This window comes from Acinetobacter sp. 22512, from assembly GCF_052044755.1.
GTDB lineage: Bacteria > Pseudomonadota > Gammaproteobacteria > Pseudomonadales > Moraxellaceae > Acinetobacter > Acinetobacter pittii.
Map to the genome: position 1 here is coordinate 20965 of NZ_JBQENP010000012.1, position 15916 is coordinate 36880.

The following is a 15916-nucleotide window of genomic DNA, read 5'->3' on the forward strand; positions in this document are numbered from 1 at the left end:
AATCATCAAAAAGGATTCGTATGTATTTGGAGTTAAAAAGATGAACCAAGCTCAACTTTTGCAACTAATCACTGACTTTTCTACAGCATGGAATAAACACGATGTAGAGCAACTCATGGACTGTATGCATCCTGATTGTTGTTTTGAAACAGTTGCAGGTGATGAGGTATACGGTACACGTATTCAAGGGCATGAGGCTGTTCGTCAAGCATTTGAAAATACTTTTAAAAGTTTTCCTGATGCACAGTGGCTTAATGGTAAACACTGGTTGAGCGAAGATGCGCTATACGGAATTTCTGAAACAACATTTACAGCATCAACCCCTGAAGGTGGAAAGATTGAAGCCAACATGGTTGATGTTTTCACCTTTAAAGATGGAAAAATTTTAGTCAAAAATGCATTCCGTAAAAATCGCCCCGTGCAAGCAGCCGCTTAAGGAGCCTGCCCATGAATCAATCAGTACAACAATTAACTTCTCTAGACAAAATAGTTGATCCAATATCTGAACCCATTCATCGTGGCTTTAAAACCTACAACGCTAAATTTGATCCGTTGACAGATAAGATCGTAACTGGCAACGAACAATACGCACCAACCTACTGGGTTGCAACGGCTGGAACACCTCCCGATGATGATGGCCCATTACCAGGTGATACAGAGGCCGACATTGTCATTATTGGTGGCGGTTTTACTGGTCTTTCAACTGCGTTAACTCTTGCAGAACAATTTGGTACTGCGCCATTAGTTCTTGAAGCAAATCGTAGTGCATGGGGTTGTACAAGCCGAAATGGCGGACAAGGTCAAAATGCTTCTGGTCGGTTATATCGTTCACAGTGGATCGAAAAATGGGGACTAGATATAGCCAAACGTTTAGATGCAGAAATTCGCGAAGGTTTTGATTATTTTAAACATCTGGTAACTGGTATTGAATGTGATGCACAAGATGGTGGGCATTTATATATTGCTCATCGTGCAAAAAAACTGGCGTTTTTAGAAAACGAAGGCAAAGTCATGAAAGATGTGTTTGGTTATAACACTCGTATGCTAAGCCGCGAACAACTTCACGAAGAATTTGTTGGAGACCAAGAAGCTGCCGGTGCGTTACTCGAACCTGATGGTATTGGTGTACATCCTTTAAAATTGGCTTTTGGATATTTAAAAAGAGCGCGTGCTGCCGGCGCGAAAGTACATACCTCAAGTCCTGTATTAGATTGGGAAACACGTAATGGTATTCACTATCTACGTACCCCCCATGGCACGGTCAAAGCTAAACGAGTCGCTGTAGCAACAGGTGGTTATACACCTAATGGTTTGCATCCAAGCTTGTCTGGCAAAATCATGCCAATTTTATCTAATTCTATTGTCACCCGTCCGTTAACAGCTGCTGAGCTTAAAGAAGCAGGCCTACATAGTACAACGTTCATTACAGATACTCGCACTTTACGCCATTATTACCGCTTATTGCCTGATGGTTCAGTACAGTGTGGCAGCAGAAGTGCTTTAACAGGAGCCGATGCAAATAACCCTGTACATCTAGAGCGTTTAAAAGAAGGACTCTATCGCAAATTCCCAAGCTTGCGTGGTATACCAATTGCATATTCATGGTGGGGTTGGGTCGATGTCAGTCATGACATGATGCCACGAATTGTACAGCCTAATCCTGATGAAACTATCTATTATGCAATTGGCTATGGCGGCAATGGTGTATCTTTTTCAGCAATGGCAGGACGTCGTCTTGCAGAACGAATAATGGGCATTCAACGCCCACAATTTGATCTACCTATTTATCAGTCACCATTACCTTCACATTTATTTCGACCTTTTAGACGGTTGGGGCAAGCCTTGTTGTACCGCTGGTATTACTTAAAAGACGAAATGCTTTAAGTGTTATTCAACGATCAGCCTAACGATACGGTTATAAAAATTATGAGGGGAGTTAGCCATGTATGATTCAGATTCAAACCAAGATTTAAAAAGTAGCTTGAAGCCACGCCATGTCCAGATGATGGCACTTGGTGGTGTCATTGGTATGGGGCTATTTGTCGGTAGCTCAGTAGTGATTCAATCTGCCGGCCCTGCAGCCATTCTTTCATTTCTCATCACAGGTACCTTAATCATTTTAGTGATGCGTATGCTGGGGGAGTTAGCCACTGCTTCACCGGTAACAGGTTCCTTTTATGCTTATGCTCGCTACGCTTTTCAAGATTCACCATTTTTATCTCGCCTCGCTGGATTTATGACAGGCTGGATGTATTGGTATTTTTGGGTGATCGTGATTGCCCTTGAGGCAATTGTTGGGGCTAAACTTCTCGCTTACTGGTTACCTGATATTCCCCAATGGATCGTGAGTCTGGTTCTGCTCGTTCTATTAACCGCAACCAATTTGTTCTCTGTCAAATCTTTTGGTGAATTTGAATTTTGGTTTTCATCTATCAAGGTTGCAGCAATTGGGGTATTTATTTTCCTTTGTTCATTATATTTATTTGGTTTCTGGCCAAACCATCAAGCTTCAGGACTAGGTGAATTATTAAACCATGGTGGCTTTATGCCAAATGGTTGGGTTCCTGTGTTATCAGGTGCAGTTGCGGCTACTGGTTTTTATTTTGGTGCTGAAATCGTCACAATTGCTGCAGCAGAAACAAAAAATCCAGAGCAATCTGTTGCTAAGGCAACTCAATCTGTCATCACTCGTGTATTGCTCTTTTATGTTTGCTCAATCTTTTTAGTCGTATGCCTTGTGCCGTGGAGCAGCCCCGATATCGCAACACCTTATGTAAGTGCACTTAAAGTACTCAATATCCCTTTTGTTGCAGATATTATGAATGCTGTCATTTTAGTTGCGGTTCTGAGTTGTCTAAATTCAGGAGTTTATGCTGCAAGCCGTATGTTGTTTGCTTTAACCAAAAATGGTGATGCCCCTCGTGCCTTAACTAAATTGTCTAAAAATGGAGTCCCTGTTCGTGCCATCTTATTCAGCACACTATTTGGTTATATTTCCATTTTAGCTTCGTATTTTTCACCTGAGGGTATCTTTCCTTTCTTGGTCGAGTCCTATGGTACGGTAGCTTTATTTGTTTATATCATCATTGCCCTTTCTCAAATCCGTTTACGTCGTCACCTAGAACGTGTTGCCCCTGAACGAATTAAAGTTCGTATGTGGTGTTTCCCATACCTCAGTTATGTTGCCATTATTGGTATGGTTTGTATCTTTGCCGCAATGTCCCTCATTCCAAGTTTACAAAAAGCGTTCTGGTTCGGTATTGCTAGTGCTGCGATTTTATTCTGCATTTTTATGATTCGTGACTATGTGGAACTACTTAAATTACGTAATCAACATCCCAAGTTAGATACTCTCGTTCCTGCGAAGCATAACAAAATCTAACCTCCTCTCGTTTACACGACCTGTCTTTTAGATAGGTCGTAAATCTCTTTTCAGGAATAAGCACATGTTGTTGAAAGATAAACTCGCTGCTTTTGCAGTGGTGTTCATCTGGGGTATTAACTTTTATTTTATGAAAGTTGGTGTGAGTGAAATTAGCCCCATGATGTTGGGATGTTTACGCTATATTTTAGTTCTAATCCCCGCTCTACTTTTTATTCGTATTCCACAAGTCGGATGGAAATGGCTCTTGGCATATGGGTTTATTAGCAACTTTTCTCAATTTGCCTTTATGTTTAGTGCTATTGCCACAGGTATGCCTACTGGGCTAGTTGCTTTAGTTGTTCAATCACAAGCCTTTTTTACAGTGATGATTGCTGTATTTCTTCTTAAGGAGCAAGCATCTTGGAATCAATGGCTAGCAATCGTTATCGCATCATTAGGACTATTACTGATTGCATTAGGTCAACAGCATAGTCATATCCCTTTATTAGGCTTGATACTCGTTTTATGTTCAGCATTCTCTTGGGCATGTGGAAATATTGTTATAAAACGAATGGGGTCCATTAATCCAATCGGGTTAGTCGTTTGGGGAAATATTCTTACTCCTCTTTGGTTTTTATTATTCGCTATCCAAGATACAGGTTGGCAAGGTGTCGTTGTAGACTGGCACGCCTTAACATGGCGTGGTTTGGGAGCTGCTGCTTTCTTAGCTTATTTCGCAACTATTATTGGATATGGTTTATGGATTTATTTGCTGACACGTTATCCAGCAGCCAAGATTAGCCCACTTTCGTTATGGGTTCCTGTCATTAGTATGATTTTTGCCAATATTTTTTTAGATGAACATTTAAATAACTGGCAATGGCTTGGTTCTGTTGTTGTGATGCTAGGTTTAATGGTTCATCTACTTGGACAAAAAATCAAAACGCATTTGATTGGAAAAAAGCCACTTCACCCCTGATACAATATATTCGTACAAAAACCAATCTCATCTCTACAACAGCTATATATCGTCATTATCTTAATTTTAAGCTTACCTCAATAAAGGCCTAAGAAAAACTTAGGCCTTTATTCTCCAAATAGCTCAAGAATGATCTGAAGCATTCGTATTAAGATTTAAATTTTTAGGGTTTGTATGATGCGTATCTACTACAAAGCTTTTATCACGCGGCATAAATGACGTCGATATAATTGCGACTACAGCCATACTTCCAATATAAAGCATAATTAGATATGGATTACCCTGCCCGACACTCAACAATTTAGTAGCAATCATCGGTGCTAAACCGCCACCTAATACGCCAGCCAACTGTACCGAAATCGAGATTCCGCTATAACGAATTTCCGCTGGAAATTGACGTGCAAAAAGCTGAGCTTGCGGCGCATACATAATTGGGAACACAACGCCAATTGCCAAAACAATTGCTGTCCACACTAATACCGGATCCTTGGTATTGAGCATGGTAAAAAATGGATAGCAGTAAAGCGCCAATATGCATAGACCAAACATAAACATATTGCGTTGGCCGACTTTATCCGACAAATGTCCACATAAAGGCGTCATAAATAAAATAACGGCTGCGCCGCAAATGGTGGCAAATAAAATGTCTTGGCGCGGGATTCCAAGTTGTGCAGTGGTATAAGCCAATGTAAAAGTTGAAGCAATGTAAAACCATGCATTTTCGGCAGCGCGAGCCAAAATAATGGTGATGAGTTGCTTTGGATGGTTTTTAAAAACCTGTAGAGCAGGAACTTTAACTTCTTCAGACTGTTGTTTTACTTTTTCGAAATCTGGCGACTCAGGCACTTTTACACGAATATACCAACCTACTGCCAGTAAAATAATACTGGCAAGAAATGGTAAACGCCAACCCCAGCTAAACAGTGCTTCTTCAGGTAATAACGACACCAGACCCAACGCGATTGAGGCTAGCATTAAGCCACCACCTGTACTAGCTTGAGGCAAACTACCCCAAAACCCTTTCCCGCCTTCGGGCGCATGTTCAACGGCCATCAGTACAGCACCGCCCCATTCACCGCCCATTGCCATACCTTGAATAAATCGCAAGACAACCAAGCCAATCGCAGCCCAATATCCAATTGATTCATAAGTCGGTAATAAGCCAATCAGTACGGTTGGGATCCCCATGAGCATCAAGGTCAACAGCAACATCGATTTACGGCCAATCTTGTCACCAAAGTGACCAAAGACTAAGCCGCCTAATGGTCTTCCAATAAATCCAACGGCATAGGTGGCAAATGCAGCAAGCACGCCGGTAAGTGCATCCAGATTTGGGAAAAATAGCTTATTAAAAATGAGCGCTGCTGCCGCACCGTAAATAAAAAAGTCATACTACTCAATGGTGGTGCCGACCATGCTAGAGATACCTGCTAATCGATGTGACGACTTTTTAGTATTTGAACCGTTTCCATGTATTGATTGCATCGTAATATCCTTTTTAGATTTTCTTGTTTTATCTTTTTTATGCTTATGACCAGCCCTGACCATAAGCATTTTCAGGTCTCGCCTTATCTCCTTAAGCTTTTTATGTTTTTGTAATTCGGTTTAGCTCAATTTTTCTAAAATTGGTTCAAATTTCGAATTACGTTCTTGCCACTGTGGTTGTTTGTCTTTATCGACAATGAGAGCGCGGACACCTTCAATAAAGTCACCATGTTCAAACCAGATATCCTGTAAATCACGTTCAAGCTGCATACACTGAGGTAAAGAGAGCCCTCGACCTAAATGTTGCAGTTTTAAACTGGTTTGCTTGGCAATAAATGAGCGTTGCTGCAAAATGCTGAGCATCTTGCTTGCCCAAGTCTTTAAGCTTTCATCTTGTTCATTTTCAAGACTTTGCTCGATTTCATCTAAATGCTGATATCCGAAGTGTTTACGGATACCTTCCGCCAATTGTTTTAATTCACTTTCGGCAGGGCGAGTAATAAATCGGGTAATGATACGTTCAATTCCCTCTTTGCTTAAACTTGGCGCGTCAACGAGAGCATCTTGCAAAGCTTGTAACTGCTCGCTTGGCACATGGTAGTCAATTAAATCGAGGTAAAGCGCATCACTACTGCTGATCTGCTCACCCGTAATGGCCATATAAACACCAATATCATCAAGGCGAGAAAGGAAATGAGTTGCACCAACATCTGGGAAAAAGCCAATCGCTGTTTCAGGCATGGCAAATCTGGACTTTTCACTGCTCACCACAATGTGGCAAGCCTGAGCCAAGCCAAAACCGCCACCTAATACATAGCCATCAAGCACAACAATGATTGGCTTTTCATATTCACGCAGTATATTTAGCATTTTATATTCGGCACTAAAGTAGCCTTTGTAATCAGCCGTGCCATTTTTATAACTGTCATAGAGATAGCGGATATCTCCACCTGCACAGAAGGCTTTTGGACTATTTGATTTGATTAAAACTGCCTGAACAGCAGCATCATTTCGCCACAGTTCCAATTGGGCACCAATACTTTTAATCATATCTAGCGACAATGCGTTGAGATGAGTCACTCGGTCTAAGGTAATCATGCCCAACTTACCTTGTTGCTCAATCATTAAGTGATTTTCTGTATTCATTTTATTGATCTCTTATTGATTTTTAAAATTTGGTTTTCGTTTTTCAACGAACGCCTGCATTCCTTCTTTTTGGTCAAATGTTGCAAAAATTGAATGGAACATACGTCTTTCAAAGCGTAAGCCTTCAGTAAGGTTTACTTCAAAAGCTCGGTTAATCGTTTCTTTAAGCATCATGTTTGCAGTTAAAGATCGCGCTGCAATTTTTTCTGCCGCTTGCAAGGTTTGTTCAAGTAATTCTTCTTTGCTAAACACACGTGCAACCAAACCACTTTGCTCTGCTTCTACAGCGCCCATTTGACGAGCGGTAAAACACATTTCCATTGCTTTGGCTTTACCAATTGCATGGGTTAAGCGTTGTGTGCCACCAATGCCCGGAATTACCCCTAAAGTAACTTCGGGTAAACCAAACTTGGCGTTGTCAGCACAATAAATAAAGTCACACATCAGTGCTAATTCGCAGCCACCACCCAATGCATAGCCACTCACCGCTGCAATTAGAGGTTTACGGCGCTGTGCAATACGGTCTGCAAGATGAAAAAAGTCATCTAAATAAATATCAGGAAATGCCAAATCAGCCATTTCTTTAATGTCAGCTCCTGCGGCAAAAGCTTTTTCTGAGCCTGCCAATAAGATGCAGCCAATTTCACGATCTTTTTCGAGCTGATCTAATGCCTGATTAATTTCACTAATTAATTCACTGTTTAAGGCATTGAGCGCTTGAGGGCGATTTAATGTAATCAGTCCAACCCCATTACGCTTTTCTAATAAAATACTTTGCCACTGCATTACTTATTCCTTGTTCTGATTTTATAGACTACGTGCGATGACTAAACGCTGGATATCACTCGTGCCTTCGTAAATTTGGCAAATACGGGCATCACGATAGATACGTTCAATTGGGAAGTCTCTGAGATAGCCATAGCCACCAAACACTTGTAGTGCACTCGAACACACACGCTCAGTCATTTCTGAAGCAAATAACTTAGCCATTGAAGCTTCATTGAGACATGGTTGTCCTGCTTCTTTTAAACGCGCAGCGTAGTGAACCAGTTGTCTTGCTGCTTCAATTTCAGTTGCCATACTAGCAAGGCGAAACGCGATGGTTTGATGCTCAAAAATTGGTTTTCCAAAAGTAATACGTTCTTTGGCATAACGAGTTGCTTCTTCGAGTGCCGCACGTGCTAGACCAACTGCTTGTGCAGCAATACCAATACGGCCACCTTCTAAATTGGCAAGAGCGATTTTAAGGCCTTCGCCTTCTTTACCCAGCATTAAGCTTTTATGGATGCGCACATCGGTCAGCGCAATTTGGCAGGTATCTGAAGCATGCAGACCGAGTTTTTCTTCAACACGAATCACTTCATAGCCCGGTGTTTCGCGTGGGACTAAAAAGGCACTAATACCTTTTTTGCCCGCGCTCGGATCGGTCACGGCAAACACAATAATGACGCCGGCATTATTACCCGAGGTAATAAACTGCTTGGCTCCATTTAAGATGTAATCATCGCCATCTTTCACCGCTCGAGTTTTAATGGCTCCCGCATCTGAGCCAGTATGTGGTTCAGTTAAGGCAAAAGCGCCGATCATTTCACCTTGAGCCAAAGGCTTTAAAAAACGCTCTTTTTGCTCGTCGGTACCAAATTTTAAAATAGGCACACAGCCAACCGAGTTATGTACACTCATGATGGTTGAGGTTGCGCCATCTGCTGCCGCAACTTCTTCAAGAGCTAGTACATAGGCTAAGTTACCCGTGTCTGAACCACCCCATTGCTCTGAAACAAGCATCCCCATAAAACCGAGTTGCCCCATTTGAGTCAGAGTTTCTTTTGGGAAAGTTCCATCTCGGTCCCAATCACTGGCATTAGGCTTGATTTGTTCTTGGGCGAAACTTTTCGCCATATCACGAATGAGTAATTGTTCTTCGGTAAATTGCATTATTATTTCCTTTACCCTGCTTTAGCTTGTTGTTTAGCAATTTCTTGATTACGCAATAAAAAGCGCTGAATTTTACCACTTGGAGTTTTAGGTAATTCACTCACAAATTCAACTAAACGTGGGTAAGCATGTGCAGAAAGCCGTTTTTTTACAAATTGACTGAGTTGTTCAGCAAGTGTATCGGAAGGTTGAGCATCCGCAGCTAAAATTACGAAGGCCTTAACCACTTCGGTACGGTCCGGATCAGGTACACCAATCACTGCTGCTTCAATTACAGCGTCGTGTTCAAGCAAAGCACTTTCTACATCGAAAGGTCCAATACGATAACCCGATGTAGTGATTACATCATCACTGCGCCCTACAAAGCTCATGCTGCCATCGGCATGTAACTCGGCAGTGTCGCCAGTTAAATAGTAGTGACCAATGAAGGGCGATTTACGACTTTCTTTATAGCCGCCGAACCACATCATTGGAGACTGGCTAATGTCGACTGCTAAAATTCCCGGTGTATCTGGCGGCAGTTCTTCACCTTGTTCATTGACAATAGCAACGCGATAGCCCGGACTTGGGAAACCTGCTGAACCAGCATGAATTTCATGTTTTAAACCATGATGATTACACACCACCATGCCCACTTCAGTTTGTCCGTAATGGTCATAAATCGGAGCATCAAGCACTTGTTTAAACCAACGTATTACTTCTGGATTCAGTGGCTCGCCTGCACTGCTCACTACACGGAACTGCCCTTTTAACGGCGTCATTTGTGCTGGATCAGCCGCCATCATCATACGATAAGCCGTTGGTGCACCTGCCAAGTTGTTAACTTTATAATCTTTCACAATTTGGCATAGGCTATCTGTGCTGAAACCACCTTCATAGAACAAAGTAGCGTGACCCAAGAATAACGGCCCAGTAATCGCATAGTACAGACCATACGCCCAACCCGGATCGGCAATATTCCAGAATGAATCTTCTTCGGTTAAACCAATAGCATCTTGCATATATCGACCAAAGGCAATTAGTGCTTTTAATGGCACTTCCAATGGTTTAGCAGGACCTGTAGTGCCTGAAGTAAACATGAGCAAGAAAGGATCTTGGATACTACGCATAACCAGATCACATTGATCGGACTGCTGTTTTACTTCATTCCAAAAGTTAAAATCACCTGCTTTAAGCGGAGTACCTTGTGCATCGGCCACCGTCACAATTGCAGGGCAATTTTCAATTTCATCAAGCTTGCTACGGTTGCCCGTATCGGTCACCACCAGCTTACTTTGTGCAAGCTGAATACGGTGCTCAATCGCTTTTGGGCCAAATGCAGTAAATAGTGGTTGATAGACAGCACCAATTCGCCAAGCTGCAAAAATAGTCACGATCAATTCGGGTGTTCTTGGTAATAGACCTGAAATACGGTCGCCTGCTTTTACACCTTGTGATTTTAGAAAGTTGGCAAACTGACTTGACCACTCTTTTAATTCACGGAAGGTATATTGCTCTTTTCGTCCGTCTTTTCCTTGCCAATACAGAGCAATTTTGTCGCCATCGGCATGTCGATCACAGCATTCATAACAAGCATTTAAGGCATCAAGTGAACCTGATAACATCAGTTTTGCAGTACTTTCCAAATCGAAAGTCTGTGCAGCATTTTGATAATCCATCATATCTTTTCCCTCAGTCTGGATTTGTTGTTATTCACGACAGGGTTTAATGTGTTTAAAGCCATCCTTTGGCTTTACCGTTATGCCTCTTGTGGCAGGTATTGCTGAATAATGCTCGAAAAATCGAGATTGGCATTACCGCGCATGCACATTTGCTGATAGAGCTGCTGCACCATACCACCTAATACAACTGGCTGTTTAACTTGGCCTGCCGCTTCTACTGCAAGACCCAAATCTTTTAGCATCAGCTGAGTTGCAAAGCCGTCTTGGTAACCTCGAGATGCTGGCGCATTTTCATTAATATGTGGCCATGGGTTACACACATCCGAGCTCCAGCAACGACCGCTTGAGGTGTTAATGACGCCTGCCAATGCTTGTGGGTCGATGCCCAGCTTTACACCGAGTGCCATACCTTCGGCAACAGCAGCCATTGAAATACCTAAAATCAGGTTGTTGCAGATTTTGGCAATTTGACCTGCGCCGACATCACCACAATGAACAATATTTTTGCCCATGTGGCTAAGCACAGGTTTTACTTCGTTAAAGGTTTGATCATCGGCACCCACCATAAAGGTTAAGGTTCCTGCTTGAGCACCAATGGTTCCACCAGAGACGGGTGCATCACAGATTTTAATATTTTTACTATGCGCAACAGCAGCAATGTCTTTAATGGTTTGTGGGTCAATGGTACTGCTATCAATGCATAAGCTACCTGCTTTTAGTACTTCTAAAACACCATTTTCACCCAAGTAAACTTCTTTAACATGCTTGGCCGCAGGCAACATGGTAATGACCACATCTGCTTGTTTAGCTGCATCCTGCGGGCTGCTACACACCACCCCACCTGCCTCGGCGAAGTGCTGAATCGCGACTTCACTGAGGTCATAACCATAAACTTTGAGTCCGGCTTTAAGTAGGTTATGGGCCATTTTGCCGCCCATATTGCCTAGACCGATAAAGGCGATATTCATCCGTGATCCCCTTAACGTAAACTAATAGTTGTATTTACACCGCCAACTTCATGGCTATCTTCAAACCAGCGACTGGTAATGGTTTTGGTTTGAGTATAGAACTGCACAGCTTGTTTGCCGTATGGCCCCAAATCACCCAGTTTCGAACCTCTTGAACCGGTAAAACTAAAGAAAGGCACTGGCACAGGAATTGGAATATTGATACCAACTTGACCAATATCAATTAAGTTTTGGAAAGTACGTGCAATCGCACCGCTTTGTGTAAATAGACCTACACCGTTACCAAATGGGTTGGCGTTGATAAGCGCAATCGCTTCATCAAGTGTGTCTACACAAATAATTGAAAGAACAGGGCCAAAGATTTCTTCTTTATAAATACGCATGTCGGTATTTACGCCGCTAAAAATCGTTGCACCTACAAAGTTGCCCGATTCATAGCCTTGAACTTGAACATCACGGCCATCGAGTAGCAACTCTGCCTCTTGCTCAACACCGCTATTAATTAAATCAAGCACACGCGCTTTAGCACGTTTTGAAATGACTGGGCCAATGTCAGTATTTGGTTCATGGCCTGCGTTTACTTTTAAGGTTTTGGCTTTTTCGACTAGCTCTTGAATCCACTGTTTGCTGTCACCGACCATGACTGCAACCGACAATGCCATACAACGTTGTCCTGCTGCACCAAATGCTGCACCCACCAAAGCATTTAAAGTTTGTTCTTTATTGGCATCAGGCATGACCACAACATGGTTTTTTGCACCCATCATCGACTGCACGCGTTTACCATGTTGCCCTGCCAGGTTATAAACATGTGTTCCAACTGCAGTTGAACCTACAAATGAAATCGCTTTAATATCTTTGTGCGTACACAAACGGTCAACCACCTCTTTACCGCCATGCACAACGTTGAGCACGCCAGCAGGAATACCTGCTTGAATGGCAAGTTCAACCAGCATCATGGTTGATAAAGGATCTTGTTCTGATGGTTTTAAAACAAATGTATTGCCACACACGATTGCCATTGGGAACATCCAAAGTGGAATCATGGCAGGGAAGTTAAACGGCGTAATGCCCGCACAGACACCCAAAGGTTGCTGCAAGGTATAGGTGTCTACACCACGCGCAACACCTTCAACATATTCACCCATTTGCAAAGTACCAACTGAACAGGCATGTTCAACCACTTCTAGACCACGTTGAATATCGCCTTCAGCGTCTGCCAAGGTTTTACCCTGTTCCGCCGTTAATACTTGTGCAATTTCTTTCATGTTGGCACGAATCAAGTCTTGTAGCTTGAGCATGATGCGCATACGTGCCTGAATTGGGGTTTGTCGCCAAGAAGCAAAAGCATCTTGTGCAGCTTGAATAGCAGCGTCAACTTCTTTAACCGTTGCAAATGGTACACGACCAATTACTTCCTGAGTCGCAGGGTTAATAATGTCTTGCCATTCCTGTGTTTCAGATTCGATAAAATTTCCGTTAATGAGTAATTTAGCGGTTTCCAATTCGATTTTTTGGATTGTGTTCATAACCTCTCCGTAGGCCATATTTTTATTGTGTTCAATTATTAGAAAATACCTTTTGATCGTATTTTCTTTATTCCAGTTTCAATTGAGACTAGCAAAGAAAACTTTGACCACCAACGGAAATTCATGCACGATTGTTGTGCAAATATGCACAAGGATGACAACAAAAATGAAAGTGGATTGGGATCATCTACATTTTTTTCTGGTTTTAGCTCGGACTAAAACCTTGACCAATGCTGCACGTATTATTGGTGTCGAGCACAGTACGGTGGCTAGACGGATTCAGGCCCTAGAACTTGCTTTGGGTACAACGCTGTTTAAGCGTGAAGCGACGGGTTATGAGCTGACACTCGAAGGAATGGCACTTGTTCCTCGAGTTGAGCAAATGGAACAAGCTTTCTTACAAATTGAAAAACCACATCAACCTTTGCAAGGTCGTGTGCGAATTGGCACACCTGAAGGCTTTGGTACTGCGTTTTTAGCTCGCTTACTGGCTGAGTTCTCGATTCAATACCCACTACTCACCATCGACTTAATTCCAGTGCCAAAAATGATTAAGCTTTCACACCGTGAGGCAGATATTGTGGTGTCAATTGATCGTCCTACGTCTGGCCCTTACATCATTACGCGATTATCAGATTATTGTTTAAAAATTTATGGTAGCAAAAACTATCTGGCCCAAAACCCGCCTATTCGAGCCTTAGAAGATTTAACCCAACATCGCTTTGTGAACTATATTGATGATCTAGTGTATAGCCCCGAGTTGTATTGTCTAGAACGTTTACCTTTGAAGCTGAATGCCAACTTCCGTAGCAGCAGTATTTTGGCCCAGCAAATTGCGGTGAGTGCTGGCGCAGGACTTGCGATTTTGCCCAAGTTTTTGGCAGATGATAAACCGGAACTTGAAGAGGTGCTAGAGCAACAAGTTCGCTTTACTCATACCTTTTGGATGCTGACCTTTGTTGATTTACAACATGAACCACGCATTAAATTGGTTTGGGATTATTTACGTAAACAAGCTGACAAATATCAGCATTTGTTGGTTGATTAAAAAGCCTAAATAAAAAAGCCAATCACTTATGATTGGCTTTTTTTGAAATCATTTATAGTTCATTAAACGAGTTCTTGGTCTAATTTTTTGATACGTGGCTTATAGAACACAAAATACGTAACGCTTAAAACCACCAACCATACTGGACTCACGTATACCGCTTTTAATGTATCTGGCTCGAGTGCCAAAATCACCAAAGTAAACAAGAAGAATGCTATAACGGCGTATGCCATCAGCACGCCACCCGGCATTTTAAATGTTGATGCGGCATGAAGTTCAGGACGAGTTTTACGATAACGTAAATAGCACGCCATGATTAAAATCCACACGCTAATGAATAAAATTACACAGAGTGAACTTGCTAGGGTAAATGCTTCCATCGTGTTTGGAACAAAGTACTGAAGCACCGCTCCACCCATAATGAAAATACATGAGAAGATTAAGCCGTTTGATGGCACTGCACGTTTTGATAAACGACCCAATGCGCTCGGCGCTTGACCGTCTTTTGATAAACCGAACAGCATACGGCTCGTTGAAAATACACCGCTGTTCATTGAAGACATCACCGAAGACAGTACAACCAAATTCATGATGATTGCTGAAATCGGAATACCTGCATTTAAGAACAACTCAACAAACGGGCTCTTATCTGCACGGATATGATCCCAAGGTGTCACTGACATAACGATAAAGAGCGACAAAACATAGAACAGGATAATACGTAATGGAATCGCATTAATCGCTTTAGGTAGATTCGTTTGTGGATCTTTCGTTTCAGCAGCCGTTGTACCAATCAATTCAACGCCAATGAAAGCAAACACGGCGATCTGAAAACCTGCCAAAAATCCACTTACACCTTTTGGAAATATGCCGCCATGAGACCAGACATTACTGATGCTCACCACATCACCGTGAGGAGCTTGGAAATGAGTGAGGATCATGTAGCCACCCACTCCAATCAAGCCAATAATGGCCAAAATCTTAATGAGTGCGAACCAGAATTCAACTTCACCAAATAGCTTAACAGTAAGCAGGTTAAGCCCTAAAATGAATAGTACACAGCCTGAACTAATCATGGCTTGTTGCATGGGTGAGAAACTAGCGCCTTCGGGCAGCCAGAAACTTAAATAGTTAATGACCGCAGACAAATCAGCAATACCGACCAGTACCCAGCCTAACCAATAAGTCCAGCCTATATAATAGCCAGCCCATGGTCCGATCAAATCATAAGCCATATCGACAAATGATTTGTAATGTAAGTTGGCAAGCAGTAGTTCACCCAATGCACGCATCAGAAAAAAGAACATGCCACCAATTATCATGTAAATCACGAGGATTGAAGGACCTGCGAGGGAGATGGTTTTGCCCGAGCCCATAAATAAGCCGGTTCCAATTGCACCGCCAATTGCAATCATTTGTAGATGGCGATTATTTAATTTCCGTTGTAAATGATCAGGGGAGCTTGCCTCATCAGAATGATGAACCATTGTCATATTAGAAGTCCTTTTTATATTTTGCTTAACTTAAATCAGCAACCTATAGGGAGAAAAACGAACCGTATATCGTGGGTTGCTGAGTCTATACCTCAGGACAAGATGTTCAAGTATATTTTTTCCTTAATTGATAAATCGTTTGTCCTGATTTTTTTAAGTCACATTATTTATGTACTGCCTTCACGGCAATTTTAATTAATCAATCTGGGTTTCCAGATTAGCCGAAGTGTAGCATGTGATCCTGCTATATGTACTTTTCCAATACTCTCCAAACTGCTCTATTGATCCAAAAATAAACAATATTATTC

The 15916-nt window shown here is 42.1% G+C and carries 12 protein-coding genes and 1 pseudogene; 5 read left to right on the forward strand and 8 right to left on the reverse strand.

The genetic code is table 11. The features are described from left to right. The first annotated feature begins 40 nt into the window (after nt 1–40). From ACTJJG_RS13225 to ACTJJG_RS13240, 4 genes are all read left to right on the forward strand, one after another. Nucleotides 41–436 (forward strand): nuclear transport factor 2 family protein, encoded by a 396-nt coding sequence (locus ACTJJG_RS13225; RefSeq protein WP_005804779.1) that lies wholly within the window; start codon nt 41–43, stop codon nt 434–436. Nucleotides 437–447: 11 nt separating this feature from the next. Next, nucleotides 448–1884 (forward strand): NAD(P)/FAD-dependent oxidoreductase, encoded by a 1437-nt coding sequence (locus ACTJJG_RS13230; protein WP_032012780.1) that lies wholly within the window; start codon nt 448–450, stop codon nt 1882–1884. Between the two features lie 58 nt (nt 1885–1942). After that, nucleotides 1943–3382 (forward strand): amino acid permease, encoded by a 1440-nt coding sequence (locus ACTJJG_RS13235; RefSeq protein ID WP_005071933.1) that lies wholly within the window; start codon nt 1943–1945, stop codon nt 3380–3382. 64 nt (nt 3383–3446) lie between these two features. Beyond that, nucleotides 3447–4343: an EamA family transporter gene (locus ACTJJG_RS13240; RefSeq protein WP_005071928.1), complete on the forward strand. Its 897-nt coding sequence runs from the start codon at nt 3447–3449 to the stop codon at nt 4341–4343. A gap of 123 nt (nt 4344–4466) precedes the next feature. Here ACTJJG_RS13240 and ACTJJG_RS13245 read toward each other — a convergent pair. From ACTJJG_RS13245 to ACTJJG_RS13275, 7 genes and pseudogenes are all read right to left on the reverse strand, one after another. After that, a pseudogene (locus ACTJJG_RS13245) lies at nt 4467–5828 on the reverse strand (MFS transporter). Nucleotides 5829–5948: 120 nt separating this feature from the next. Then, nucleotides 5949–6974: an enoyl-CoA hydratase/isomerase family protein gene (locus tag ACTJJG_RS13250; RefSeq protein ID WP_014208100.1), complete on the reverse strand. Its 1026-nt coding sequence runs from the start codon at nt 6972–6974 to the stop codon at nt 5949–5951. Nucleotides 6975–6986: 12 nt separating this feature from the next. After that, a complete protein-coding gene (locus tag ACTJJG_RS13255) occupies nt 6987–7760 on the reverse strand; it encodes an enoyl-CoA hydratase (RefSeq protein ID WP_032070596.1) in 774 nt (257 codons plus the stop codon). A 21-nt stretch (nt 7761–7781) separates the two neighbouring features. Beyond that, entirely contained in the window at nt 7782–8909 is a 1128-nt protein-coding gene (locus ACTJJG_RS13260; protein ID WP_005804783.1) for an acyl-CoA dehydrogenase family protein, read from the reverse strand. Nucleotides 8910–8920: 11 nt separating this feature from the next. Beyond that, complete coding sequence (locus ACTJJG_RS13265; protein ID WP_002118052.1) at nt 8921–10570, reverse strand: AMP-binding protein; 1650 nt, start codon at nt 10568–10570, stop codon at nt 8921–8923. Between the two features lie 77 nt (nt 10571–10647). After that, on the reverse strand, nt 10648–11538 hold the full coding sequence (gene mmsB / locus ACTJJG_RS13270; RefSeq protein WP_002118054.1) for a 3-hydroxyisobutyrate dehydrogenase: 891 nt from the start codon (nt 11536–11538) through the stop codon (nt 10648–10650). 11 nt (nt 11539–11549) lie between these two features. Then, the gene (locus ACTJJG_RS13275; protein ID WP_440608956.1) at nt 11550–13067 is read right to left on the reverse strand and encodes a CoA-acylating methylmalonate-semialdehyde dehydrogenase; all 1518 of its coding nucleotides are present in this window, start codon (nt 13065–13067) and stop codon (nt 11550–11552) included. Between the two features lie 166 nt (nt 13068–13233). Between ACTJJG_RS13275 and ACTJJG_RS13280 the strand changes: the two genes are divergently transcribed. After that, nucleotides 13234–14115, forward strand: coding sequence for a LysR family transcriptional regulator (locus ACTJJG_RS13280; RefSeq protein WP_005071920.1), 882 nt, complete (start codon nt 13234–13236; stop codon nt 14113–14115). 62 nt (nt 14116–14177) lie between these two features. On the opposite strand, the gene ACTJJG_RS13285 is transcribed toward ACTJJG_RS13280, so the two are convergent. Further along, the gene (locus tag ACTJJG_RS13285; protein ID WP_032012773.1) at nt 14178–15608 is read right to left on the reverse strand and encodes an amino acid permease; all 1431 of its coding nucleotides are present in this window, start codon (nt 15606–15608) and stop codon (nt 14178–14180) included. Nucleotides 15609–15916 lie beyond the last annotated feature (308 nt).

Excerpts from the sequence above, each read along its gene's own strand:
- ACTJJG_RS13225 (WP_005804779.1), top strand. The coding sequence starts at position 41 with ATGAACCAAGCTCAACTTTTGCAACTAATCACTGACTTTTCTACAGCA.
- ACTJJG_RS13230 (WP_032012780.1), top strand. The coding sequence starts at position 448 with ATGAATCAATCAGTACAACAATTAACTTCTCTAGACAAAATAGTTGAT.
- ACTJJG_RS13235 (WP_005071933.1), top strand. The coding sequence starts at position 1,943 with ATGTATGATTCAGATTCAAACCAAGATTTAAAAAGTAGCTTGAAGCCA.
- ACTJJG_RS13240 (WP_005071928.1), top strand. The coding sequence starts at position 3,447 with ATGTTGTTGAAAGATAAACTCGCTGCTTTTGCAGTGGTGTTCATCTGG.
- ACTJJG_RS13250 (WP_014208100.1), bottom strand. The coding sequence starts at position 6,974 with ATGAATACAGAAAATCACTTAATGATTGAGCAACAAGGTAAGTTGGGC.
- ACTJJG_RS13255 (WP_032070596.1), bottom strand. The coding sequence starts at position 7,760 with ATGCAGTGGCAAAGTATTTTATTAGAAAAGCGTAATGGGGTTGGACTG.
- ACTJJG_RS13260 (WP_005804783.1), bottom strand. The coding sequence starts at position 8,909 with ATGCAATTTACCGAAGAACAATTACTCATTCGTGATATGGCGAAAAGT.
- ACTJJG_RS13265 (WP_002118052.1), bottom strand. The coding sequence starts at position 10,570 with ATGATGGATTATCAAAATGCTGCACAGACTTTCGATTTGGAAAGTACT.
- mmsB (WP_002118054.1), bottom strand. The coding sequence starts at position 11,538 with ATGAATATCGCCTTTATCGGTCTAGGCAATATGGGCGGCAAAATGGCC.
- ACTJJG_RS13275 (WP_440608956.1), bottom strand. The coding sequence starts at position 13,067 with ATGAACACAATCCAAAAAATCGAATTGGAAACCGCTAAATTACTCATT.
- ACTJJG_RS13280 (WP_005071920.1), top strand. The coding sequence starts at position 13,234 with ATGAAAGTGGATTGGGATCATCTACATTTTTTTCTGGTTTTAGCTCGG.
- ACTJJG_RS13285 (WP_032012773.1), bottom strand. The coding sequence starts at position 15,608 with ATGACAATGGTTCATCATTCTGATGAGGCAAGCTCCCCTGATCATTTA.